This is a genomic window from Brevibacillus brevis (genome assembly GCF_031583145.1).
Lineage (GTDB): Bacteria > Bacillota > Bacilli > Brevibacillales > Brevibacillaceae > Brevibacillus > Brevibacillus brevis_E.
On the sequence record NZ_CP134050.1, the window covers coordinates 828,917 to 852,626 of the forward strand.

Consider the following 23,710-nt stretch of genomic DNA (forward strand, 5'->3'; position numbering starts at 1 on the left):
GTATGGGTGCCCTTGGATCAAGCGCTGGCAAAGTCGAGCTGTCCCAAGTGAAACAACGATTGCAAAAAGAGCAGCAAAGGCTCCTGCTGCGCCGCTTTCTGTCCAATAAACTAATGCTCACAGGGAGCCTGATCATCGTCCTGATGACGGTTTTCGCCATAATCGGACCGCATCTGGCTTCCTTTGATCCGTATGAAATGGAGCCGTCCAATCGACTGCAGCCGCCTGGCGGGGAGCATCTGCTCGGGACGGACAACTTTGGCCGCGATCTTTTTGCGCGGATCGTCTACGGGGCGCAAGTATCCATCTGGGTCGGATTTTCGGTGGCCCTCATCTCCGCATGCATCGGTATGGTGATCGGATTGTACGCAGGCTATTATCGGGCACTGGATCAAGTGCTGATGCGCATTTGCGACGGCCTCATGGCGATACCGGGAATCCTTTTGGCGATCGCCCTGGTAGCTGCACTTGGGCCCAGGCAGGAAAATGTCATCATTGCGCTGGGGGTCGTGTTTATCCCGTACATTGCCAGGATCGTCCGTTCTGCAACGCTCGTCGTGCGGGAGGAGACCTATATCGAAGCGATGAAGGCACAAGGAGCCAGTGCGACGCGAATCATCTGGATGCACATTGCGCCCAACACGCTGTCACCCCTCGTCGTGCAAGCGACTTTCGTGTTTGCTGACGCCATCATCACAGAAGCGGCGCTCAGCTTTTTGGGGGCTGGCGTTCCGACACCGGATCCGAGCTGGGGCAACATTTTGTACGATGGAAAGCTGGTCATCTTTAAAGCGTGGTGGATGACCGTGTTTCCCGGCGTTTTGATCATTTTGACCGTGATGGGCTTGAACTTCTGGGGAGATGGCCTGCGCGATCTGGTAGACCCGCAGTCCAAGCACAACTGGAAGAGGAAGAGGAAGAAAAAAGGAAGCTAGGGGGATTTTCGCGGTGAATCAACCTCTCTTGGAAGTGAAAGAGCTCAAAATCCATTTTCATACCGAACGCGGCACCATCACAGCGGTCGACGGCATTTCGTTTCATGTGGAAGAAGGAGAAATCCTTGGGGTCGTGGGGGAGTCGGGCTGCGGAAAAAGTGTGACATCCCAGGCCATTCTTCGATTGTTTGACGAAAAGCATACCGTACAGTACGACGGAGAGATTTATTTTAAGGGAAAGGATCTTCTTCAGCTTTCTACGGATGCCATGCAGCAAATCCGGGGGAATGACATATCCATGGTGTTTCAGGATCCGCTAAGCTCCCTGAACCCAGTCTATACGATCGGCTACCAGATCGCCGAATCCATCCTGCTGCATCAGAAGGTCTCGAAAAAAGCGGCTTATGAAAAGGCGGTCGATCTGCTGCGCATGACAGGAATCCCCGCCCCTGAAAAGCGTGTGCATGAATATCCCCACCAGCTGTCGGGAGGCATGCGCCAGCGGGCGATGATCGCGATGACGCTAGCCTGTCAGCCAAAGCTGCTGATCGCAGATGAACCGACGACGGCTCTCGATGTCACCATTCAAGCCCAGATCCTGGACTTGATGCTGGAATTGAACCGCGATCACCAGATGGGCATCATTTTTATCACACACGATCTCGGGGTGGTAGCGGAGATTTGTACCCGCGTGGTGGTGATGTATCTGGGTCAAATCGTGGAGGAGGCGGATGTGGATACGCTGTTTGCAAAGCCGCGCCACCCGTATACCAGGGGCCTCATGAAATCCATCCCGCAACTGGACGGAGATCGGTCGCAAAAACTGCACGTCATCGAAGGGATGGTGCCATCTTTGGACAATATCCCTGTCGGATGCCGCTTTGCTCCCCGATGCCCTCATGCCGATGGCTTGTGCAGCGAACATCCCCCCGAATACAGGGAGTACGCAGCCGGCCACAAGGTCAGGTGCTGGCACGCCGAAAAAATCGCGCAGGAAGAGGAGAGAAGCCATGTCTCTTGAACACCAAGAAACCAAACGGCCGCTCCTGGATGTCCGAGGGCTGAAGAAATACTTTCCCGTCAAGGGCCCGCTCGGCAGCCTCGGCGGCGTCAAAGGATATGTAAAGGCGGTTAACGACGTATCCTTTCACCTTTACGAAGGGGAGACCCTCGGCATAGTAGGGGAATCCGGCTGCGGCAAAAGCACGATGGGACGAACGATCCTGCGTCTGACAGATCCCACGGAAGGTCAGGCGTTGTACAAGGATGAGGACATTTTTCAGCTGTCCGGCAAAAAAATGCAGCCGATCCGCAGGGATGTGCAAATGGTGTTTCAGGACCCCTTTTCATCGCTGAACCCGCGCAAGCGTATCGGGCAGACACTGGAAGAACCTTTGGCCATCCACTCTATCGGGGAAAAGCAGGAACGAACGGAACGGGTGATGGACATCATGAACAAGGTGGGGCTGCAGCTGGATCACTACTACCGTTATCCCCATGAATTTTCGGGAGGGCAAAGGCAGCGGATCGGTTTGGCGAGAGCTTTGGTGGCAGGGCCGAAGATCGTGATTTCCGATGAGCCCGTATCCGCGCTTGACGTATCGATCCAATCGCAAATCATCAACCTGCTGCAGCAGTTGCAGGAAGAGTATAAACTGACCTATCTGTTTATCGCCCATGACATCAGTGTGGTTCGTCACATTTCTGACCGGATCGGCGTCATGTATTTGGGACAAATGGTGGAGCAGGCCCCGACTCCCAGCCTGTTCGCCACTCCGCTGCACCCGTACACGAAGGCATTGTTGTCAGCTGTACCGATCCCCCATCCATCGCGGAAAAAAGAGCGGATCGTCCTGCGAGGCGAGATTCCGTCTCCCATGAATCCGCCGACGGGGTGCGTTTTTCATACGAGATGTCCGTATGTGACGGATGTATGCAAGACGGAGACGCCGGTAAAAAAGGAAGCAGCTGCCGGGCATATGGTGGCTTGTCATTTATATTGAAAGGCGGAATCAGCCCGATCTGGCAAAGGGGATGCAGAACAATGTTCTGCATCCTTTTTTCTTGCACCGAGGGAGGAATCTGCTACCCGTTTCTGCTATGATAGTCGTATTCGTAAAGGTTCCTCTTTATTTTTCGAATGTTACAAATGGCAGGTGCTTCAGTTCGTTTGCGTAAGGAGGGGAACGTGTGCTGGATATCAGTCCTCACCTGGAAGAAGGTGCCGACGCGCTTTATTTGCAATTATATCGATATTTTTGTGCAGAGATTCAGTCCAGACGCTTGCCGTCGGGGACGAGACTGCCATCGGTCCGGGCGCTCAGTCAGCATTTGCGGGTGAGCAAGACAACCGTGGAGACAGCGTACCATCAGCTGCTCGCGGAAGGGTATTTGGAGAGCCGGGAGCGAAGCGGCTTTTATGTGGTGGACGTGGACTGGGATAGTCTTGCCGCTTTCGGTGGCCCAACCGTGCGGACGAAGCAGGGAAAAGTCGCAGCGCAGCCGCCGGCAGCAGGTGTGCGGAAACAGGCTTCCTGCACGATTCGGTACGATTTCCATCAAGCGCAGGTCGATGCGGAGCATTTCCCTTTTGAGCTGTGGAGAAAGTACTCCAACCAGTGCATGCAGCGCGAAAACCGCAGTGTGCTCTACTACGGAGACCGTCAGGGGGAGCCCGGCCTGCGCGAGGAAATCGCCCGCTATCTAGGGCAAGCTCGGGGTGTGCAGGCAACAGCCGAGCAGGTGGTGGTCGGTGCGGGGACACAGGTCATCATGACCCTGATCGGCCTGTTGTTTGGACTCCGGGGGCAAGCAATCGCCATGGAAGACCCGGGATACCACGGGGTTCGCACCGTATTCCAGCAATTAGGTTTTGCGATTCAGCCGATTCCGCTCGAGGAAGATGGCATTGATGTAGAGGCACTGGGACGGAGCGATGCGCGGCTGGTCTATATTACGCCTTCTCATCAGGACCCGACCGGGATTGTGATGCCCTATGCGAAGCGGCTCAAGCTGCTGCAATGGGCGAACCGGACGGAAAGCTACATCCTGGAGGACGATTACGACGGGGAGTTCCGCTATCACGGGCGGCCCATTCCGTCGTTGCAAGGCTTGGATAAGGATGGACGAGTGATCTATCTGGGGACGTTTTCCAAGGCCCTACTGCCGACGATTCGAATCAGCTACATGGTGCTTCCGCATTCCTTGCTGCCGGCATTTCACGAGCGACTCGCCGAGTTTGACCAGACGTGTTCCCGGGTTCATCAGGAGACGCTGGCGCTGTTCATGAAAAATGGCGATTGGGTGAGGCACATTCGCAAGATGAGGACCTTGTACCGCAAGAAGCATGAAGCGATGCTTCGCGCCCTGCAGGAGCAATTCGGGAGCGGCATTCACGTCACGGGCCAGGATGCGGGAATGTCCGTGATGGTGGAAGTCCACAGCGATTCCAGCTCCGCGGATTTGGCGGACATCGCGAAAGAGGCGGGCATCCGCGTCCATCCGGCGTGCCACAAATGGATCGACCAGGCGCGGAAAGGATCGCCGTCTTTTCAGTTTGGCTTCGGCGGGCAGTCCGTCGAAGAGATCGAGGCTGGTCTCAGGCTGCTTAAGGAAACGTGGCAGCCTTATCTACGGGAGGGCGCTAAATGAAAGAAGAGAACGTGTATGGGAGAGAAGAGACAACAGCCAGCTTGGCTTACGCACCATTTGTAAAAGGAATGAAGCAAATCTTTCCCGTAGCAGCTACAGGAATCGTAGACAGGTTGGTGTTTGGCATCCTGGCGAGACAGGCGGGCCTGGGAGTGACGGAAGCCATGCTGTTTTCGCTGTTGGTCAATGCCGGCTCCTCCCAATTTGCAGCTGTCGGCCTCATCTCGCAAGGAATCGTGGGATGGCCGATCCTGGTCTCGACGCTGTTGCTCAATGCCCGCCATCTGCTGTACGGGCTGTCGCTCGGCCCCACCTTTCGGGGAACGGCGACGTGGAAGCTGGCCTTGATGGGAGGCTGGCTCAACGACGAGACGTACGCGCTGACGGCTACGAACCTGGCGGCAGGGGAAAAGCCGAGCCTGTCCTACTTTGCCGGGGCGAGTGCCGCTGATTACCTGATCTGGAATATCAGCACGCTTGCCGGCGCGTTGTTCGGGACCATCTTTACCAATACGGAAGCGTACGGGCTGGACTTTGCCTTCGTGGCGACCTTTCTCGGGTTTCTTGCGGTGAATCTGGCGTCGTCTTTTCATCTGAAAGTAGCGGGGTGTGCAGCTGTCGTAGCCTGCATCGGATACGCCATCGGAGGAGCGACGATCGCCATCATCGCGGGGACCTTGACTGCAGTGGTGATAGGGGCGGTGAGCGGTGAACGATAAGATCCTGCTTTATATCGGACTGATGGCATTGATTACGTATCTGACCCGTTTCCCCATGCTGCTGTTCAGCTCCCGATGGGACATTCCCGCGTGGCTCAAACGGGGGCTGGCAATGGTGCCCGTCGGAGTATTCAGCTCGATGACGATCCCGACGATCCTGTTCCACGCGCCTGGCGGGTCGTGGAACCCGGAATACCTGGGCGCAGGCCTGGTCTCGCTCGGGGTCGGCTTGTGGAAAAAACAGATCGTCTGGGCTTTGTTTGCCGGAGTCGTCACGATTGCACTGTGGCGGCAAGTGGTCCAGTGGATGTAAAAAGCTCTGGATGAGCTCACATTTTGGTTCGCGATGAGAGACAGGATACCAGAAAGCCAATGCCGCTCAGGAGCAGGAGGAAGGGCGGGAGGATCGCAAAGGAAATGCCGTTGTGATCGATCCACTGCAACACGATGGAAGTGAGCGAAAGCACAATCATCAAGACGGATGCAACGAAGCTGACGCGTTTTTTTATCGTCATGGCCAACTCCTATGATCGGTTTCTATATCTTTAGACGAAAAGAGGTTGGGGATCGTTTCCAAAACCAAAAAACACCTCTTGCGCATCCGCTACGGAGAAGCGCAAGAGGTGTTTTGCATTCAGGATGACCGATACCCGAGCTGTGCAGACATTTCCTGTACAGTCGCGAGCGTCTCGCGCAAGAGTTCTTCTTTCTGCGGCAGGACGCGGTCGGAAGGGCCGATGACGCTGATGGACGCGGTCACCTGGCCGGATGCGTCGAAAATCGGGGCGGCGATCCCCGTCACTCCTGCATTGCGGCGATTGGAGCTGATCTCGTAGCCGCGCTCTTTGATCATGGTCAGATCTTGCTTCAGTTCGCTCACCGAGGTGTAGGAGTGAGGCGTGTACGTCTTGAGCGTCTCCCCGAGTATCTCATCCTGGAAGGACTCCGGTTGATAAGCCAGCAAGACGCGGGCTGCCGACGTCGAATAGAGCGGAAAGCGCCGAAACGACTCGACCGTAAAGCGAATCGGGTGGGGCGAGTCGACCTTCGCCACATAGATGGCGTCCTTGCTGTCCTTGACGCAGAGAACGACCAGCTCGCTCGTGCGTGACACCAAGCGCTGCAAAAACGGCATCGAGAAATCGACGATATCGTGGTTTTTCAATACTTTGGTCCCCAGCTCCAAAAGCGTGTAGCCAAGCGTGTACTGCTTGGTTTTTTCATTTTGGCGGATGAACCCTTCGGACTCGAGGGTGGAGAGCAGCTTGTGCACCGCCCCTTTTGAGAGCTGAAGCATTTTGCTCAGTTCGGTTACCCCGAGCTCCTTTGGCGAATCGAGAAAAATTTTTAACAGCCGGCAGCTGTTGCGGACAGAAGACAGCACTTGATCCATAGATAGGTCTCCTTCAAATTGCATTGCCCTCATTCTACCACAAAACAGGCAAGCGCTTGCCCCCGAGAATTGAGCCAATGGTTTTTTTATATGACTACCTTGAATAGTCAGTTTCTTTTATGATAGGATAACACTATCGTTCTCGAATAGCAAACATCGTTCTCTATTCGTGAACAACCAAGAAAAAATCGGGGGTTGAACATTCGTGAAGAAAAAGACATTATCCGTGCTCTCCATTTTCGCTTTGACCGGTTCTTTGCTCGCGGGCTGTGGCTCGCCTGCACCGCAATCGTCGGCTCCGGCCCAAAATGCCGGCTCCAAAGAAGGGGGACAGGCAGAGGCGCAGGTGCAGCTGGAAGACGCGCTCGTCGTCGCCGGGAATGGCGCAACCGTAGAAAAGCTGATGAAAGATGAGATCTTCAAAAAGTTCAATGAAAAATATCCGAATGTGAAGCTGACCTATGTGTCCGGTGTGTCGACCGAGATCGTGGCGAAAGTGAAAGCGCAGCAAAACGCTCCGCAAATCGACCTGACCATCGTAGAAGGCGGCGAGCAGGAAAAAGGACGCCAGGAAGGCTTGTGGGATACAGTATCGGCCGCAGATATCCCGAACATGAAAAACGTGCCGGACGACCTCAAGATCAAAGACGACAGCGGCGTAGTCGTGAACTTCACGCCGATGGGGATTTCCTATAACAGCGAGCTGGTCAAAGAGAAGAACCTGCCTGTGCCAAAGTCCTGGAACGACCTGGCCAAGCCGGAAGTGAAGGGTAACATCACGATGACCGACGTGGCGAGCAACTTCGGCCGCTCCACGATGATCATGCTGGCTTATGCCAACGGCGGTTCGGAGAAAAACATCGAGCCTGGCTTTGAAAAGCTGGGGACTATCGCAGGGTACATGCCGACTTTTGCCAAGAGCGCGGCTCAGCTCCAGCAAAACCTGCAAAACAAGAGCGCTGCCTACACCACCTGGACGATGGCTCGCAGCCTGACCCAGAAGGAAACCGGATTGCCGATTGAATTCGTCTTCCCGGAAGAGGGCGGAAACATCGTGCCGAACGTCGCGACATTGGTCAAGGGAGCCAAACACCCGCAAGCGGCCAAGGCCTTTGTCGACTTCCTGCTGACGGATGACGTGCAAACCATGTATGCGACCAAGCTCTACTACAACCCGGCTACTCCTGTGAAGCTGCCTGACGACGTGGCGAAAACGCTGGAATTTGACCGCTCCAAAGTAGTGAACTTCGACTACGAGGTCCTGAGCAAGGAAACGTCGAACTGGTTGGATCGCTTCAATAAAGAAATCGCACCCAAGACTGGAAAGTAGGTGTCAATGTGGCCAAGGTGATTGACGTCGAACTGCGCGGCATCATGAAAACGTTTCAAAACAATGTCGTGGTTCAGGACTTCAACCTGCAGGTGGAGCAAGGCGAGTTCATTTCCTTCCTGGGACCGTCCGGTTGCGGGAAAACTACGACCCTGAACATGATCGCGGGCTTTCTCGATCCGGATGGCGGCGACCTGCTGATCAAGGGGCAGCGCATGAACGGCGTGCCTCCTTACAAACGGGAGCTGGGGATGGTGTTCCAGACCTACTCCCTCTTCCCGCACATGACGGTGGCGGAGAACATCGCATACGGCTTGAAGCTGAGAAAAGTAAGCAAAACGGAAATGCAGGAGCGCGTCAAACGCGTGCTTGATCTGGTCAAGCTGCCGAATGTAGCGGACCGTTACCCGAAGCAGCTATCCGGCGGCCAGCGCCAACGGATCGCGATCGCAAGGGCTTTGGTAATCGAGCCTTCCCTGCTGCTTTTGGACGAGCCGCTCAGCAACCTCGACGCCAAGCTGCGCGAGGAACTGCGCGACGAGCTCAAGCGGCTCCATCAGGAAATCGGGGTCACGACGATCTTCGTCACACACGATCAGGAAGAAGCGCTGTCCTTGTCCGACCGGATCGTGGTGTTGAACCACGGTTTTGTGGAGCAGATCGGCACGCCGCTGGAAATCTACAATCAGCCGGCCTCGGAGTTCGTCCATACGTTCATCGGCAAGACGAACCGGATGGAGGGCGAAATCGTCGGGCTGGAAGGCGATCGACTGACCATTCGCACAACAGAAGGAATGATCATCCATGCGGGCAAGCAGCAGCGCCCGTTCGCGTTGGGACAAAAGGCAATCGTGTTCGTTCGGCCAGAAAAAATCGTGCTCACGGATATTGCCGCCGGCGACTACATCAATCAGGTGGAAGGCCGACTGCAGCTGGCGTCCTTCCTCGGCTCCTACACGGAGTGCGAGGTGCGGGCGGGTGGACACACGCTGGCCGTCAAGGTGCAGATGAGCGACAAAGCGGCGCAGCGTGAACCGGGAGCCAGCCTGTTTTGCAGCTGGAATGCGGAAGACGTGCTGGTCATGCCGGCAGAGAGGGGATGACGGATGAGCAAACGTCTCTCGATTACACTGCTGACGGCGCCTGCCATGATTGTTCTGCTGGGTGTCTTTCTCATCCCGATGCTGCTGATGCTGCTGCTCAGCTTCCAGGATGAAAATCAGGCTTTTTCGCTGGAGAATTACTCGCTGTTCGTGCAAGATCCGTTTTATCTGCAAATTTTGTGGCGGACGATCCGCGTCAGCCTGTGGACGGTGCTCGCCACACTGGTGCTGGGCTATCCGGTCGCGATGTACATGGCGCAAGCGACGGGCAAAATGCGCGGCATCGTGACTATGCTCATCCTGGCACCCCATCTGATCAGCGTGGTCATCCGCAACTTCGGCTGGGTGGTCGTGCTGGGGGAAAAGGGCTGGATCAACGAGATGCTTCTTGCGCTCGGCATCATCGAGCAGCCGCTGCGCCTGTTGTACAACGAGCTGGGTGTGGTGATCGGCTTGACCGACTCGTTCATCGCCTACATGGTGCTGGCACTGGCGACGAGCATGTACGCCATCGATCCGTCGCTGAACAAGGCGGCAGCCATTCTCGGCGCATCGCGGGTGCGCACATTCTTTAGCGTGACGCTGCCGCTGAGTCTGCCGGGGATCGTCGCGGGCACGACGCTGGTGTTCAGTCTGTCGATGAGCGCCTTTGTGACGCCGGCCTTGATGGGCGGCACCTCCGTCAAAGTGATGCCTGTCATTGCCTACGAGCAAATCATGTCGACGTTGAACTGGCCGCTGGGTGCCGCGCTCTCCTTCCTGCTGCTCGCCAGTACGATCGTGCTGGTCACGCTGTATACCAAGCTGGTGGAAACGAAGAGGTACAAAGAGGTGTTTGCGTCATGAAAAAGCTGAATATCACGGGACTCATTACCTTTTTGGTGCTGCTTCTGGTCAATCTGCCGTTTTTGGTGATCATCCCCAGTTCGTTTACGGCTGCCGGCTATCTGGCTTTCCCGCCGGAAGGCTTTTCCTGGCAGTGGTATACGATGATTTTGGACAGGCCGGAGTTTATCGACTCGTTCTGGACGAGCCTCAAGCTGGCGGCGATCACGGCTGTGCTGGCGACGTTTTTGGGCACGCTCGCGGCGTTTGCCCTGTCCAAGTACAAATTTAAAGGGAGCGGCGCCATCAATGCTTTGATGCTGTCTCCACTCACGGTCCCGTCCTTGATCATCGGGATTTCGGCCCTGTTGTTCTTTACGCGGATCGGCATCGCCGGGACGTTTACCGGGCTTTTGCTCGCCCATATTTTGATTTCCATACCGTACGTGGTGCGGCTGGTCTTGACCGGACTCAGCTCGTTTGACTACACGCTGGAAAAGGCGGGGTATATGCTGGGGGCGCATCCGTTTCGCGTGTTTTGGGACATCACATTGCCCCTGCTGCGACCGGCGATCGTATCCGGGATGATCTTTTCGTTTTTGACGTCGTTTGACAACGTGACGGTTTCGCTCTTTTTAGTGGCGCCGGACACAACCACACTGCCGCTCGCGATCTTCACCTACATGCAGGAAACGCTGGACCCGCTGGTCGCTTCCATCTCGTCCGTCGTCATCCTGCTCAGCCTGGTGTTTATCGTCCTGCTGGAAAAAGTGTACGGGCTGGAGCGCCTGTTCGGGCTCAACTCCCAATCCCACTAAGGAAGAGGCAATATGTCCATTCACACGTATTTACAAGACAACATGAACAGCTTTTTGAAACTGCTGGAAGAGGCAGTCAACATGGATTCCCCATCGCGGGACAAGGTTCTGGCGGACCGGATGGCTGGGTGGTTTGCCGTCCAGTTTCAGCGATTGACGGGAGGGGCCGCTGAGCTGATTCCCAATCCGACCTACGGCGATCAGGTGAAATGCACGCTCGGAAGCGGAGATCGGCAGGTGCTGGTGATCGGGCACTACGATACCGTATGGCTGAAGGGAGAAGCCGGCAAAAGGCCCTTTGCCATCCGGGAAGGGAAAGCTTACGGCCCCGGCGTCTACGATATGAAGGCAGGGGTGCTGCAAGCGATATATGCGATGCGAGCCCTGGTGCAGCAGGATCGGCTGCCAAAGGATAAAAAAATCGTCCTGCTCCTCAGCAGCGATGAGGAAATCGGCAGCCCGACATCGCGCGCGCTGGTGGAAGAGGAGGCTTCCCGCTCGGTGGCGTGCTTTGTTCTGGAGCCTCCGACGGAGCCCATTGGCGCCCTCAAGACATGGCGAAAAGGGAGCGCTCATTTTACCTTGCAGGTCCATGGCGTCTCGGCTCATGCCGGCGTCGATCACCAAAAAGGAATCTCGGCGATCGAAGAGATGGCCAGACAGATTCAGTATTTGCACGCGCTCACAGATTACGAGCTGGGAACGACCGTCAATGTCGGTCTGGTCCAGGGCGGAATCGGCTCGAATGTGGTCGCGGATTTTGCGGAGGCGCAAATCGACGTGCGCGTCGTTTCCATGGGGGAAGCGGGGCGGATCGAACAGGTGATCCGCGGGCTGCAGCCGTTTTTGGCGGGAACGAGCGTACACGTGACGGGAGGGATACGGCGTCCTCCGATGGAGCGGACAGAAGAGACTGGCGCATTGTTTGAGCTGGCGAAGACGATCAGTTTCCACGAGCTGGGCTTCGCGCTTGAGGAATCGGGGACAGGAGGGGTAAGCGACGGGAACTTCGCAGCCGCCTGCGGTGTCCCGACGCTGGACGGACTGGGCTCCAAGGGCGCGTTTGCCCACTCGCCGGACGAATATATCGAACTGGGTGAAATACCGGTCCGCGCCGCACTGCTGGCGCGACTGATGGAAGAAGTATAGAGAGAAAGCAACAAAAGGCACCTGCATGGATGGGAGGACAAGTCCCCATCCGGCAGGTGCCTTTGCTATTGCGATGAATCAGAATCACGAAAAAACGATCAGTCGAGATTGGACAGGTGCCGGCGTCCGATGAGCAGAGCGAGCATGCTGATCAGGACGGCGAGAGCCCCCGCGTAAAACGGAATGCTGGAGGAATACCACTCGGACAGTTTGCCGGCCAGCCACGGAGCGATCGCACCGCCGACGAACCTCACGAAGCTGTATGCAGAAGACGCAATCGCTCTTTCGACGGGAGCCACATCCATCGAGCAGGTTGTCAGGACGGTATTGATGATCCCCAAGAGACCGCCGGCGATCACGATCGCGATGACCAGTCCGGTCTGCGAGCCTACGCCAAAGCCCATGTACGCGAGGACGATAGCGAGCAGAAAAAGGATGGCGAACAGGGTCGACACCGAACCGAATTTCTCTTGCAGCTTCGGTGCGACGATGACGGACGTGATGGCGAGCAGCACGCCCCAGCAGAAGAAGACAAGGCCCAGGCTGTGCTCATCCATGTGCAGCACGAATGGCGAATACGCCAGCAAGGTAAAGAAGCCGAAGTTGTACAAAAGCGCTGTGACGGCCATCGTAAACAGTCCGGGATGGCCAAGCGCGCGGAACGGATCGAGGATCGACGTGCGTTTTTTCGGTTTGGGTATATCTTTGAGCAGGACGAAGACGGCCAGGAACGCGATTGCCATCAGGACGGATACGCCGAAGAAGGGACCGCGCCAGCTGATTCCGCCAAGAAGTCCACCGAGCAGCGGACCGACGGACATGCCGAGGCCGATGGCAGCTTCATACAGAACAATGGCCGCCGCGGTGCCTCCGCTCGCTACGCTGACGATGACGGCGAGTGCGGTGGAAATGAAAAAGGCATTCCCGAATCCCCAACCCGCGCGGAACCAGACAATCCCGGTAACGGAATTGGCCATGCCGCCCAAGAAGGCAAAGACGATGATGGCAAGCAAGCCGAACAGCATGGTTGGTTTTGGACCGATCCGGCTGGAAAGCCAGCCGGTGACGAGCATGGTAATCCCGGTCATGAGCATGTAGCTCGTAAACAGCAGCGACACCTGGCTTGGCGTGGCGTTCAGCTTGCTGGCGATGGCCGGCAGGATCGGGTCAACCAGACCGATCCCCATGAACGCGACGACACAGGCAAAGGCGACGGCGTAAGCAGACTTGGTCTGTTTCAGTATCGTACGAAGTGAGTGTGCTTCCGAAGACATGTTAGTTGGTTCCTCCCTTGTATTTGGACGTCAGCTCGTTTCGCTTGCTGACAATGATCTCCAGCTTTTCATCAAAGCTTTGCAGCAGATCCTGCATTCGCTCGATCTTGCTTCGTAGCAGGTTGCGCTGGGGTCTGAGGGTATCCTCGAGCTTCTGCAGCATTTCGATTCGCTTGAGCAGCTCGGGTCCGTCCAGATCGCGGTTCTTGTAGTTCTCGTTGTAGAACTCCCGCTGCTGCTCGTAAAGGCGGCCGAGCTCCACCATCTCCTTGATTTCGCCCAGACTGGCTCCAAGCAGATCGCGCATGTCCTTGACGTGTAAAATCCGTTCGACGTCTTCTTCGGTGTACATGCGGTAACCGCCATCGGTTCTCCCGGATGGGGAGACCAGTCCCAGCTCTTCATAATAGCGGAGCGCTCGTTTGGTCAGCTTCGTTTTTTGCGCGACCTCATCGATTTTGTACAACAGATCCCCTCCCATCCTTTCGCGTTCCTCCCGTATCGTTTCGGTACAACAATAACATTAACGTAAACGTTATTGTTTTGCAATGTGAAATTTTTTCGCTTCCGTATAGGTTTTCCTAAAAAGCGTTTTCACAGCAAAGGAGACATTCTGCCTTCCTTGAGAGATAATGGTAGAGAAGCATGGAAGATCATCCGAAAAGAGGGAGAAGCGATGCACTATCGCCGTTTGGGCAACAGCGGCCTCAAGGTCTCGGCTCTGGGTTTGGGCACCAATTCATTCGGAGGACGGGCGGACGAGACTGCTTCCGCCAGAATCATTCATCAAGCGATCGAGAGCGGGATTACGTTTATCGATACGGCCAATATTTACACCAATACCGAATCGGAGCGCATCATCGGGGCGGCGCTGGAAGGAAGGCGGCATGAAGTCGTGCTGGCGACCAAGGCTGGCCTGGTGCGCGGCGAAGGCCCCAACCGGCGGGGCTCATCGCGGTATCACCTGGTCAGCGAGCTGGAGGGCAGCCTGAGACGGCTGCGGACGGACTATGTGGACTTGTACCAGATCCATACGTTCGATCCTGAGACGCCGTTGGAAGAGACGCTGCGGGCGCTCGACGACATGGTGAGATCCGGCAAGGTCCGCTATATCGGGGCATCCAACTATGCGGCGTGGGAATTGGCAAAAGCGCTCGGCATCAGCGAGCGGGAAGGTCTCAACCGCTTCGTTTCCACCCAGGTCAGCTACTCGCTTGCCGACCGGACGCCGGAGAGGGAGCTGGTGCCGGCTTGCCTGGACATGGGCGTGGGGATCATTCCGTATTTTCCGCTGGCCGGCGGGATTTTGACCGGAAAGTACGCCGCTGTGGATGAGGTGCCGAAAGGGTCACGCGCCGATATCGAACCGCGCTTTACCCGCTTTTTGAAGGAAGACAAGGTCGCTTTTGGCCAGCGTGTAAGCGAGATGGCCAAGGGACTGGGGTATTCGTCAAGCGTTCTTTCCCTCGCCTGGCTGATGCACCAGCCTGTGGTTTCGACTGTGATCGTGGGCGCGACTCGCGTAGAACAGCTGCTGGACAACGTGCAGAGCGCTTCGGTCAGACTGGACGAGGAGACGCTGGCCGCTTTGGATCAGCTCAGCGATTCGTACCGTTACGGGGAGCCATTTGCGGAGTACCGTCTGCCGTAAGTGCAGGACAACGAAGGGGTAAGGCCAAAATCGCACAAAAAACGGCCCCGGACACAATTGCAGGTCCGTGGGCCGCCTTTTCTTTTATTCCGCTGCCATCGTGCTTTCTTTCAAGATGACGTCGTGCGCGCCGCCTTCGACCAGGCTGGTCGCGGAGATGAGGGTGATGCGCGCTTTTTGCTGCAGTTCGGCAATGGAGAGCGAGCCGCAGTTGCACATGGTCGACTTGATTTTGTGCAGGGTGCGGTCCATGTTTTCGCGCAGGCTTCCGGCGTACGGTACGTAGGAGTCTACGCCTTCTTCGAACACCAGGCCTTGCTTGCCGCCTGAATCGTAGCGCTGCCAGTTGCGGGCGCGGTTGGAGCCTTCACCCCAATACTCTTTTACGAAGTTGTTCCCGATCTTCACTTTTTTGGTCGGGCTCTCGTCGAACCGGGCGAAGTAGCGGCCCAGCATGACGAAGTCGGCGCCCATCGCAAGTGCCAGCGTCACGTGGTAGTCGTGGACGATACCGCCGTCGGAGCAGATCGGGACGTAAATGCCGGTCTCTTTGAAATATTCGTCACGCGCTGCCGCGACTTCGATTACAGCGGAAGCCTGGCCGCGGCCGATTCCTTTTTGCTCGCGTGTGATGCAGATGGAGCCGCCGCCGATCCCTACCTTGATAAAGTCGGCCCCTGCTTCCACCAGGTAGCGGAAGCCTTCCTTGTCGACGACGTTGCCCGCGCCAATCGGAACCTTGAAGTTTTCTTTTACGTATTGGACCGTTTCGCTCTGCCATTCGCTGAAGCCGTCGGAGGAGTCGATCACGAGAATGTCTACTCCTGCTTCCACCAGTGCAGGTACCCGTTCCTTGTAGTCCCGTGTATTGATGCCGGCTCCGACGATGTAGCTCTTGTTTGCGTCCAGGAGCGACAGCGGATTGTTTTTGCGAGCGTCGTAGTCCTTGCGGAAGACGAGGAAGTCCAGGTGCTGTCTGTCATCCACGATCGGCAAGCAGTTCAGCTTGTGCTCCCAGATCAGGTCGTTCGCTTCGGAGAGAGTGATGCCGGACTTGCCGTAGATCAGGGAGGAGAAAGGCGTCATGATTTCGCTGACCGGCTTGTCCAAGGAGTCGCGGCTGATCCGGTAGTCACGCCCTGTGACGATGCCGAGCAGTTTGCCTTTCGCAGAACCATCTTCCGTGATCGCCACTGTGGAATGGCCGGTTTGTTCCTTCAGTTCCAAAATATCTTTGAGGGTATGGCTGGGGGTCAGGTTGGACTTGCTGACGACGAAGCCGGCTTTGTACGCTTTCGCTTTGCGTACCATGGTCGCCTGGCTTTCGATCGATTGGGATCCGAAAATAAAGGAAATACCGCCACATTGAGCCAAAGCAACCGCCATATGATGGTCGGATACTGCTTGCATGACTGCAGATGAGAACGGTATGTTCAAGGAAATGGCAGGTTTTTCACCTTTTTTAAATTTGGTGATAGGGGTGCTAAGGTCGACGTTTTGAGGCGTGCATTCCTTTGTGGTCAGGTTCGGAAGCAGCAAATACTCGTTGAACGTCCGTGATGGTTCTGTGTAATAAAAAGCCACTACTCTCTCCTCCTAAGAAATCTTTTTATAAGAGAAATTTTAATCATGGTAACCGTGAAAACGCACTACCGTCAATAGGGAATCGAAAGGTGGTATGGATTCTTGGTGAAAATGCTGGATCGTGTCGAACAATTGCAATTGCTGAAACAGGTGGAATTGGAACAAGCGTATAGGCTTTACGGCAGCTTGCGTCTGAAGGCGGACCGCAGCCTGACGCTCGCGGATTCGGGAGAGCTGGGGTGGAAGGCGGCCGGCTCCTACTTGCGGGGAATGCCGTTTCATGTGTTCACCTTTCCGAAAGGCTCTGCTTTTCCACGGTCGAGCGCTATTCCTTCTTCACGTTTCGGTGGTAGCGAAAAAGCCCCTCTCCCCACGTTTCCTTCGCGTGGAAAGGGGCTTTTGCCATGGGAGCTTACGCTTTGGGATCGACGGGAATGGTCATGGTAAAGCAGGGGCCATCCGGGTCGTTGCGGGCCACGATGGTGCCTTTGTGCGCCTCGAAAACCGCCCGGGCGATCGCCAGTCCCAGCCCGTGCTTGCCGGACTTGCCTTTGCGGAAGCGCTGGAACAGATGGGGCAGCAGCGCTTCCTCGATCTGCGGGCCGTCGTTGGCGATGCTGATGACAGCGTTCTGGCCGACCAGTCTGCCGGTAATGGTCAGGCGGCTCTTGGCGTAGCGCAGCTGGTTTTCCATGATGTTGACGAAGGCGGTGCTCAGCTGCTCGCCGTCCGCCTCCACGATCATCTCGGGAGGCAAATTCAGCTCCCACTCGACATTCGGGTTCAACACCGAGAGGCGCTGCTTCAAAAGGTGCATCATTTCCGCCAGGTCCACTCGCCCCATCTGCATCATCTGGGACACGGACTCGATTTTGGTCAGGTACAGGAGCTGTCCGACGACCTTCTCCAGCCGCTTGCTCTCTTCCATGATGATCGTGAGTCCCTTTTCCGCCTGCGGCCCCTGGAACACGCCCTCCAGCAGCCCTTGGGTATAGCCCTGGATGGCCATGATCGGCGTCTTGAGCTCGTGGGAAATGTTCAGGACGAAATGGCGCTGCGATTCGTCGTACTCCTTCAGCTGGTTTTTCATCGTGTCGAACGAGCGGGCGAGCTGGCCGATTTCGTCTCCGCGATCCATGGTGAGCGGGATATCGAACTGCCGGCGGGCGATTTTTTGGCACAGCTCGTCCAGGCTGCGCAGCGGCTTGCTCAGGTAGCCGCTGAACCAGATGGCAAGCAGCCAGCTGACCAGAAGCAGGAGACTGAACACCAGCAAAAATTGCCGGGTCAGGATGGAGTTGATCTGGTTGAGCTCCTTCTCCTTGGAAAACAGCACCATGTAATAAGGAAAGCCGTGGTAATCCATCCGCTTGCTGACGAACAGGTAGCTCTCGTTACCGCGATTCAGCGTGCCGTGTTGAAGCTGGTCGTTCGGATGGGCGGCGGCGCGGGCGAACAGTTCCCGACTGTCGGAAGGCGGGATGCGCTCCGTGCTCCGGCTGCCCAGCTCTTTCCCGTTTTCCGCATACACGATCATGTCAAACGAATATTCATAGCGGGATAATAGCAGTTGCAAAAAGTAGGGAGCCGCGGCGGGAACGGGGAGCAGCTCGTTGTGCTCGTTGAACGAAATGTGCTCGGACAGCGTGTAAAATTCATCCTCGAGCAGCGCGTACGTATTGGAGACGAGGTACTGCTTGACGGCAAGGGGATAGCCCACCCCCAGTCCGACGCCGAGGACCCCGGTCAAAATCATGAACAAGATGAGAATTTGCCGGGAGAGCGGCAAGTTTTTCAACCGGAATTTGCTCATACACGCATCATCCGGTAGCCGAATCCGTAGACCGTCTCCAATGGAAACTTGGGCATTTTTTTACGGATACGCTTCACCAGGTCATCGACGGCCCGGTCCGAGCCAATGTAGTCTTCGCCCCAGATCGAGGTGAGAATTTGCTCGCGGTTGAGCGCCAGCCCCTGGTTGTGCAGGAGATACACGATCAGCTCGAACTCCTTGGTCGTCAGCTCGATCAGATCGTCCCCTTCTTTTACTTGGCGGCCTTTTTCTGAGATCATATAAGGACCCACATTTACCCAGTCTTGAAAGGTCTGCGACTGCGCAGGTACGGCGCCTTGCTTCTCGTAGGTCCGCTGCAGCAGCTTTTTGGCGCGGATGACCAGCTCGCGGGGGAGAAACGGCTTCGCCAGGTAGTCGTCGCTGCCCAGCTCGAGTCCGATGATTTTATCGACGTCCTGGTCGCGGGCCGAGATGAAGATGATCGGCACATTCGACTTTTCGCGGATGAGCCGCAGGAGCTCGTAGCCGTCGATGTCCGGCATCATGATATCCAGGATCCACAGATGCGGCTGGTGCTCCTCATCGAGAAGCGGAAGCACGTCGTTCCCGCTGGAAAATGCTTTTACCTGCAGCCCGGCGCTTTCCAGGTACGACTGCAGGAGTTCTAACAGGTTGGTTTCATCGTCCACCAGATAGACGAGGTAAGGGGTGTTCATGTGTTTCGCCCTCGCTTTTCTTCGGTCTTTAGTCGTTTCATCTATTGTAGCACAGGAAAAATGGCCGCGTGTGGCAGGGCCGTAAGAGAATCGTGGAAAACATGTGGAAGCAGGATTCGCCGGAAGCCTCACGAAAAAGGTAGAAGACTATCCAGAAAAATGGAAAGGAGCGATCTCATGCAACGTCGCATTCAATCGTCACTCGTCATGCTCAGCTTGCTGCTGCTTACCGCTTGCAGCGGACAACCTGTCGATACGCAGCCCAAGCCGGCTCCCGAGCAGCCGCCCGCTCCGACCGTACAGACCCCGCCAGTCGATCAGCCGCCCCAGTATCCTTACAAGGCGCCTTTGACGGGTCTGGGCAGCCAGGAAAATCTGGACAGCAAACGCCCCGTCATGGTGATGATCAACAACGCCCCGCCGGCTCGTCCGCAATCCGGGATCAGCAAGGCCGATATGGTCTACGAGGTGCTGGCAGAAGGCGAAATGACGCGCTTCCTCGCGATTTTCCAGAGCCAGAAGCCCGAAATCATCGGACCCGTCCGAAGCATTCGCCCCTATTTTATCCAGATCGGAATCGGATTCGACGCCGTACTGGTACACGCAGGGGGGAGCCAGGAAGCGCTCGAGACGCTCGCCCGCTCCGATTACAGCCACCTCGACGAAATACCGAATGGCCGCTACTTCTGGCGGGAGAGCTTCCGCAAAGCTCCGCACAACCTGTACACCAAGCCGGAGCTGCTGGAGCAGGCCATGCACGATAAAAACATGCGGACGACATCGGAAGTGCCGCATTTTACGTTTTTGCCCGAAGACGCAGTCATCAAGGAAGGGGAGCCTGCTACCAAGGTGGATCTCACCTTCCATTCTTTGAACAAAGCCGGCTTCGAGTACGATGAAAAAGAGAAAAAGTACATGCGCTTCACGGAAGGAAAGCCGCACGTCGACCTGTCGGACAACAAGCAGCTTTCGACCTCGAACTTGCTCGTCATCGCTGCCAAGCATCGCGTCCTGGACAAGGAAGGCCGGCGTCAGGTAGATGTGGTCGGTCCGGGCGACGGCTACCTGTTCCAGCAAGGCAAGGCGCGGAAGATCAAGTGGAAGCGCTCGGGAGGCGTCATCCGGGCCTACGCGGATGCAGCGCTCACTCAGGAGCTGCCGCTGCTGCCTGGAAATACGTGGATCGAGATTTTGCCAAGCACACCCGGCCTCGCGCAATCCTTGAAGTTCCAGTAGGAAGAAAAGGTTGCAGTCCATGACGGTTTCTTCTAAGATATTTCATGAAGGCTTTAACGCTTAAAAATTGTACAGTGAGAAACCGGAAACGGATCCGATAACGGGGTGAAGGATATGCAACTGGAAAAGCTGAAAGGCAAGGGAATCGAGCAGTTGTTTGAAGCGATTCTGTCCTTGGAAACCATGGAAGAATGCTATCAATTTTTTGATGATCTGTGCACGGTGAACGAGATGCAGTCGCTCGCTCAGCGACTGGAAGTGGCGCGCATGCTGCGAAAGGGCTTCACCTACAACCAGATCGAAGCCGAGACGGGAGCCAGCACGGCTACCATTTCCCGCGTGAAGCGCTGCCTGAACTACGGCAACGACGGGTATCAAATGGCGCTGGAACGGATCGGCAAATAGAGTAGGAGGCAGGCATCGTTGATTGACTATCGTGGCTGGCGCCATACGTTTAAACTAGACCCGGACAAATCCATCAGCGACGAGGCCCTCGAGGCGATCTGCGAGTCGGGGACCGATGCCGTTATTGTGGGAGGCACGTACGGGGTCACCTTTGACAATACGCTGGAGCTGATGTCCCGCATTCGTCGCTATGCGACCCCTGCGGTACTGGAAATTTCCTCGCTTGACGCGGTCGTGCCGGGATTTGATGCGTACTTCATCCCGCTTGTCCTCAATGCGGGGGACCCGGACTGGATCTTTGCTCCTCACGTCTCGGGCCTTACAGCGTACGGCTCCTACATACATTGGGATGACATCATCACGGAAGGCTATCTGATTGCCAATCCCGATGCAGGAGTCGCCCAGCTGACACGGGCCCGCCCCGTCGAGGATGCGGCCGAAGCCAAGGCGTACGCACAGGTCGCCACCAAAATCTGCCGCCTCCCGCTTGTTTACGTGGAATACAGCGGAGCGTACGGCGACCCGCAAATCGTTCGGGCTTGCCGGGCAGGCGCGGATGAAGCGCACCTTTTTTACGGGGGAGGCATCCGTACTCCCGAGCAGGCAGCCGAGATGGCGGCCATTGCCGATACGGTCGTGGTGGGCAATGTGATTTACGACGATCTGCAGGCGGCACTGGCTACGGTGAAAGCCGTGAAGGCGCTGTAAAGAAAAGGCTGCTGGCTGGACGGATGGGTCCAGAAAAACAAAGCATCATGAATGAAAGCCGAGTCGAACAGGAAGTACCTGTGGCGCTCGGCTTTTTTTGTACAGATAGGAATTAATAAAATTCCTATCCAGTATAAGGGCAACATAGCGAGACTTCGAACACAGTGAGATAGCGAGACTTGTGCCCTTTGGGTACCGCGGCTCCGCCAAAAGGCATGGCGTAGCCAGGTTTTCTAAGTTTCTTTGACAAGGGGAAAAGAGGAGCGGATGAAACATGAACGAAAAACTGCAGGAAGTCGTACGACTGCGAACGGCAGGGAATTTGGAGGAAGCGAGAGCACTCGCGCTGCAGCTGGCAAGTGAATCTCCCGCAGACCCTGTCGTCCACTACCAGTGCGCGTGGTGCCACGATGCCGCCGGCCTGGAAAGGGAAGCCGTTCCATTTTACGAAAGGGCGATCCAGCTCGGGCTTCGGCCAGAGGACGATTTGGCGGGAGCCTTGCTGGGACTGGGAAGCACGTACCGCACGCTGGGGCAGTACGAGCAGGCGGCTGAGACCCTCGCCAAAGGCATGCAGCAATTCCCTGAAGACCGCGCCTTCCCCGTGTTCCTCTCCATGGCCTTCTACAACCTCGGCAGACATCACGAAGCGATGCGGCTGCTCATGCAAAACCTCGCGGAGACGACGAGCGATCCCGCCATTTCCGCGTACCGGAAAGCGATTTTGTTTTACGCCGACGATCTGGACAAGACCTGGTAAGCAGGAGTTCACGCAGCCCCCGTTGTACATGTACATCAGCGGGGGGTGCCTATGTACAAATTGATTCTGGTAGATGACGAGGAAGACGTGAGAGAAGGGGTCAGCCAGGAAATCGACTGGCACGCGCACGGCTTTGAGGTGCTGGCAAAAGCCGAGAACGGCAAGGAGGCGCTGGATCTGGTGGAGCGTCTGCGGCCGGATGTGGTCGTCACCGACATCCGCATGCCGTTCATGGATGGGCTGCAGCTCGCAGAGGCTGTACGGCGGCAGTTTCCGGCGACCCGTATCATCATTCTCACGGGCTTCGACGAGTTTGAATACGCGCAAAAAGCGGTCAAGCTCCACATTGACGAATACGTGCTCAAACCGTTTTCCGCCGTCGAGCTGATCGACGCGCTCGGCAAGGTGAAGGCTCGGATGGACGAGGAAGCGGCCCATCGGGAGAACAACCAGCTTTTGCGGGAGAGCTATCGAAAAAGCTTGCCTGTCCTGAGGGAAGTTTTTTTGTCATCCCTGCTGAATCGCGGACTGGCGAAGGAGGACATCCTGGCGAAAGCGACCGAGTACGGTGTGCAGCTGATTGGAAGCGAATATCTGGTGGCGCTTGTCTGCCTCGATCAGAAGAACAAGGAAGAGCAGCACATCCTGCTGTTCGCCGTCAAAAACATCGCGGAAGAACAGCTGACGCTCGGAGAGTGCCCCGGCCTCGTCTTTTTGCACAACGATCAGGTCGTGCTTCTGCTGCGAAAGGAACAGGACAGGGAGGATCGCCTGGAGCGGCTGTTTCAGTCGGTCGGGGAGGAGATCAGGCGCTCCGTTGAAAAGTACCTGGGTGTCACGGTGACGGTAGGTGTCGGCACGGTGGTCCGCGAGTTGACGGAGCTGCCGTACTCGTACGAGGAGGCGGCAGTGGCGGTAGACTACAAGAGCATCCTGGGAAACAATCGGCTCATTTTCATCTGCGACGTGGAAAAGCAGCCGCGGGACAGCGTCCGTTTCGACGAGCGAAAAGAACACGAGCTGGTCCGCTGCATCAAAATGGGGACCTTGCCCGAGCTGCATCAGGCGGTGGAGGAGCTGTTCGCCGAGGTGACGGATGGCAACGTCTCCATTCAAGACTATCGTATCTACCTGCTGGAGATCATGACCACGATTTTGAAAACCGCCCAGCGCGCCGATCTCGACATGGACCAGCTGTTTGGCGGCCAGGCGCGGCTGCTTGCGGAAATCACCTCGTTCAACAGCGTGCAGGAGGCCCGAGACCGGATCATTGACCTTTGCGAGAAAATCATGGGCGGCATCGCGAACGGCCGGACCCATACATACAAGCGGCTTGTCGACCAGGCGATCGCTTATACCCTCAAGAACTACCAATCCCCTGACATTTCGATCCACAAGGTGTGCGCAGAGCTGCACATCAGTCCAGGCTATTTCAGCAGCATTTTCAAAAGAGAGACCAAGACGACGTTCGTGACCTACCTGCTGCAGCTCCGCATGGAAAAAGCCAAAGAGCTGCTGCGAACCACGGACCTGAAAACGTTTGAGATCGCGGAGCGGGTGGGCTACTCCGATGCGAACTACTTCAGCTTTTGCTTTCGAAAACACGTCGGCCAGTCAGCTAAAGAGTACCGAAGCAGCAGCGGCAAAGAGGAGTGACC

General features: G+C 56.4%; 25 protein-coding genes. 18 read left to right on the forward strand and 7 right to left on the reverse strand.

Features of this window, described 5'->3' with window-relative positions:
- The first annotated feature begins 2 nt into the window (after positions 1 to 2).
- From RGB73_RS04330 to RGB73_RS04355, 6 genes are all read left to right on the forward strand, one after another.
- Positions 3 to 935, forward strand: a complete 933-nt coding sequence (locus RGB73_RS04330; RefSeq protein WP_310774126.1) for an ABC transporter permease — start codon at positions 3 to 5, stop codon at positions 933 to 935.
- Between the two features lie 13 nt (positions 936 to 948).
- Positions 949 to 1,956 (forward strand): ABC transporter ATP-binding protein, encoded by a 1,008-nt coding sequence (locus RGB73_RS04335; protein WP_310769465.1) that lies wholly within the window; start codon positions 949 to 951, stop codon positions 1,954 to 1,956.
- Complete coding sequence (locus RGB73_RS04340) at positions 1,946 to 2,938, forward strand: ABC transporter ATP-binding protein (RefSeq protein WP_310769467.1); 993 nt, start codon at positions 1,946 to 1,948, stop codon at positions 2,936 to 2,938. The genes RGB73_RS04335 and RGB73_RS04340 overlap by 11 nt, the downstream gene beginning before the upstream one ends.
- Before the next feature lie 187 nt (positions 2,939 to 3,125).
- Positions 3,126 to 4,586, forward strand: coding sequence for a MocR-like pyridoxine biosynthesis transcription factor PdxR (gene pdxR / locus RGB73_RS04345; RefSeq protein ID WP_310769469.1), 1,461 nt, complete (start codon positions 3,126 to 3,128; stop codon positions 4,584 to 4,586).
- Positions 4,583 to 5,305: an AzlC family ABC transporter permease gene (locus RGB73_RS04350; RefSeq protein ID WP_310769471.1), complete on the forward strand. Its 723-nt coding sequence runs from the start codon at positions 4,583 to 4,585 to the stop codon at positions 5,303 to 5,305. The genes pdxR and RGB73_RS04350 overlap by 4 nt, the downstream gene beginning before the upstream one ends.
- Complete coding sequence (locus RGB73_RS04355; RefSeq protein WP_310769473.1) at positions 5,295 to 5,618, forward strand: AzlD domain-containing protein; 324 nt, start codon at positions 5,295 to 5,297, stop codon at positions 5,616 to 5,618. Before RGB73_RS04350 ends, RGB73_RS04355 begins: the two co-directional genes overlap by 11 nt.
- Positions 5,619 to 5,634: 16 nt before the next feature.
- Here the strand turns inward: RGB73_RS04355 and RGB73_RS04360 are convergent, their stop codons facing one another.
- Complete coding sequence (locus tag RGB73_RS04360) at positions 5,635 to 5,820, reverse strand: hypothetical protein (protein WP_310769475.1); 186 nt, start codon at positions 5,818 to 5,820, stop codon at positions 5,635 to 5,637.
- A gap of 119 nt (positions 5,821 to 5,939) precedes the next feature.
- Positions 5,940 to 6,698, reverse strand: a complete 759-nt coding sequence (locus RGB73_RS04365) for an IclR family transcriptional regulator (protein WP_310769477.1) — start codon at positions 6,696 to 6,698, stop codon at positions 5,940 to 5,942.
- A 205-nt stretch (positions 6,699 to 6,903) separates the two neighbouring features.
- Here RGB73_RS04365 and RGB73_RS04370 point away from each other — a divergent pair, with 205 nt between their 5' ends.
- From RGB73_RS04370 to RGB73_RS04390, 5 genes are read left to right on the forward strand one after another with little or no spacing between them, the layout of a single operon-like run.
- Positions 6,904 to 8,028: an ABC transporter substrate-binding protein gene (locus RGB73_RS04370; protein WP_310769479.1), complete on the forward strand. Its 1,125-nt coding sequence runs from the start codon at positions 6,904 to 6,906 to the stop codon at positions 8,026 to 8,028.
- Between the two features lie 8 nt (positions 8,029 to 8,036).
- Positions 8,037 to 9,131: an ABC transporter ATP-binding protein gene (locus RGB73_RS04375; protein WP_310769481.1), complete on the forward strand. Its 1,095-nt coding sequence runs from the start codon at positions 8,037 to 8,039 to the stop codon at positions 9,129 to 9,131.
- Between the two features lie 3 nt (positions 9,132 to 9,134).
- A complete protein-coding gene (locus RGB73_RS04380) occupies positions 9,135 to 9,977 on the forward strand; it encodes an ABC transporter permease (protein ID WP_310769483.1) in 843 nt (280 codons plus the stop codon).
- The gene (locus RGB73_RS04385) at positions 9,974 to 10,774 is read left to right on the forward strand and encodes an ABC transporter permease (RefSeq protein ID WP_310769485.1); all 801 of its coding nucleotides are present in this window, start codon (positions 9,974 to 9,976) and stop codon (positions 10,772 to 10,774) included. The genes RGB73_RS04380 and RGB73_RS04385 overlap by 4 nt, the downstream gene beginning before the upstream one ends.
- A gap of 12 nt (positions 10,775 to 10,786) precedes the next feature.
- Positions 10,787 to 11,923, forward strand: a complete 1,137-nt coding sequence (locus RGB73_RS04390; RefSeq protein WP_310769486.1) for a M20 family metallopeptidase — start codon at positions 10,787 to 10,789, stop codon at positions 11,921 to 11,923.
- A gap of 98 nt (positions 11,924 to 12,021) precedes the next feature.
- On the opposite strand, the gene RGB73_RS04395 is transcribed toward RGB73_RS04390, so the two are convergent.
- A complete protein-coding gene (locus tag RGB73_RS04395) occupies positions 12,022 to 13,197 on the reverse strand; it encodes an MFS transporter (protein ID WP_310769488.1) in 1,176 nt (391 codons plus the stop codon).
- Between the two features lies 1 nt (position 13,198).
- Positions 13,199 to 13,663 (reverse strand): MerR family transcriptional regulator, encoded by a 465-nt coding sequence (locus RGB73_RS04400; RefSeq protein WP_310769490.1) that lies wholly within the window; start codon positions 13,661 to 13,663, stop codon positions 13,199 to 13,201.
- Between the two features lie 210 nt (positions 13,664 to 13,873).
- On the opposite strand from RGB73_RS04400, the gene RGB73_RS04405 reads away from it, so the two are divergent.
- The gene (locus RGB73_RS04405; protein WP_310774128.1) at positions 13,874 to 14,848 is read left to right on the forward strand and encodes an aldo/keto reductase; all 975 of its coding nucleotides are present in this window, start codon (positions 13,874 to 13,876) and stop codon (positions 14,846 to 14,848) included.
- Positions 14,849 to 14,932: 84 nt separating this feature from the next.
- Here RGB73_RS04405 and RGB73_RS04410 read toward each other — a convergent pair whose 3' ends face one another.
- Positions 14,933 to 16,432, reverse strand: coding sequence for an IMP dehydrogenase (locus tag RGB73_RS04410; protein WP_310769492.1), 1,500 nt, complete (start codon positions 16,430 to 16,432; stop codon positions 14,933 to 14,935).
- Between the two features lie 102 nt (positions 16,433 to 16,534).
- Here RGB73_RS04410 and RGB73_RS04415 point away from each other — a divergent pair, with 102 nt between their 5' ends.
- Positions 16,535 to 16,879: a hypothetical protein gene (locus tag RGB73_RS04415; protein ID WP_310769494.1), complete on the forward strand. Its 345-nt coding sequence runs from the start codon at positions 16,535 to 16,537 to the stop codon at positions 16,877 to 16,879.
- On the opposite strand, the gene RGB73_RS04420 is transcribed toward RGB73_RS04415, so the two are convergent.
- The gene (locus RGB73_RS04420) at positions 16,845 to 18,245 is read right to left on the reverse strand and encodes an ATP-binding protein (protein WP_310769496.1); all 1,401 of its coding nucleotides are present in this window, start codon (positions 18,243 to 18,245) and stop codon (positions 16,845 to 16,847) included. The two genes, RGB73_RS04415 and RGB73_RS04420, sit on opposite strands and share 35 nt — an antisense overlap.
- A complete protein-coding gene (locus RGB73_RS04425; protein ID WP_310769498.1) occupies positions 18,242 to 18,943 on the reverse strand; it encodes a response regulator transcription factor in 702 nt (233 codons plus the stop codon). Before RGB73_RS04425 ends, RGB73_RS04420 begins: the two co-directional genes overlap by 4 nt.
- Positions 18,944 to 19,120: 177 nt before the next feature.
- Between RGB73_RS04425 and RGB73_RS04430 the strand changes: the two genes are divergently transcribed.
- The 5 genes from RGB73_RS04430 (at position 19,121) to RGB73_RS04450 (ending at position 23,708) form a co-directional block, all read left to right on the forward strand.
- Positions 19,121 to 20,179 (forward strand): DUF3048 domain-containing protein, encoded by a 1,059-nt coding sequence (locus RGB73_RS04430; RefSeq protein WP_310769500.1) that lies wholly within the window; start codon positions 19,121 to 19,123, stop codon positions 20,177 to 20,179.
- Positions 20,180 to 20,293: 114 nt separating this feature from the next.
- Positions 20,294 to 20,584, forward strand: a complete 291-nt coding sequence (locus tag RGB73_RS04435; RefSeq protein ID WP_005833464.1) for a YerC/YecD family TrpR-related protein — start codon at positions 20,294 to 20,296, stop codon at positions 20,582 to 20,584.
- Between the two features lie 18 nt (positions 20,585 to 20,602).
- Entirely contained in the window at positions 20,603 to 21,292 is a 690-nt protein-coding gene (gene pcrB, locus RGB73_RS04440; RefSeq protein WP_310769506.1) for a heptaprenylglyceryl phosphate synthase, read from the forward strand.
- Positions 21,293 to 21,566: 274 nt separating this feature from the next.
- Positions 21,567 to 22,052 carry a tetratricopeptide repeat protein gene (locus RGB73_RS04445; protein WP_310769508.1) on the forward strand — a complete coding sequence of 162 codons (486 nt, stop codon included), beginning with the start codon at positions 21,567 to 21,569 and terminating at the stop codon, positions 22,050 to 22,052.
- A gap of 51 nt (positions 22,053 to 22,103) precedes the next feature.
- Positions 22,104 to 23,708, forward strand: coding sequence for a response regulator transcription factor (locus tag RGB73_RS04450; RefSeq protein ID WP_310769510.1), 1,605 nt, complete (start codon positions 22,104 to 22,106; stop codon positions 23,706 to 23,708).
- Positions 23,709 to 23,710 lie beyond the last annotated feature (2 nt).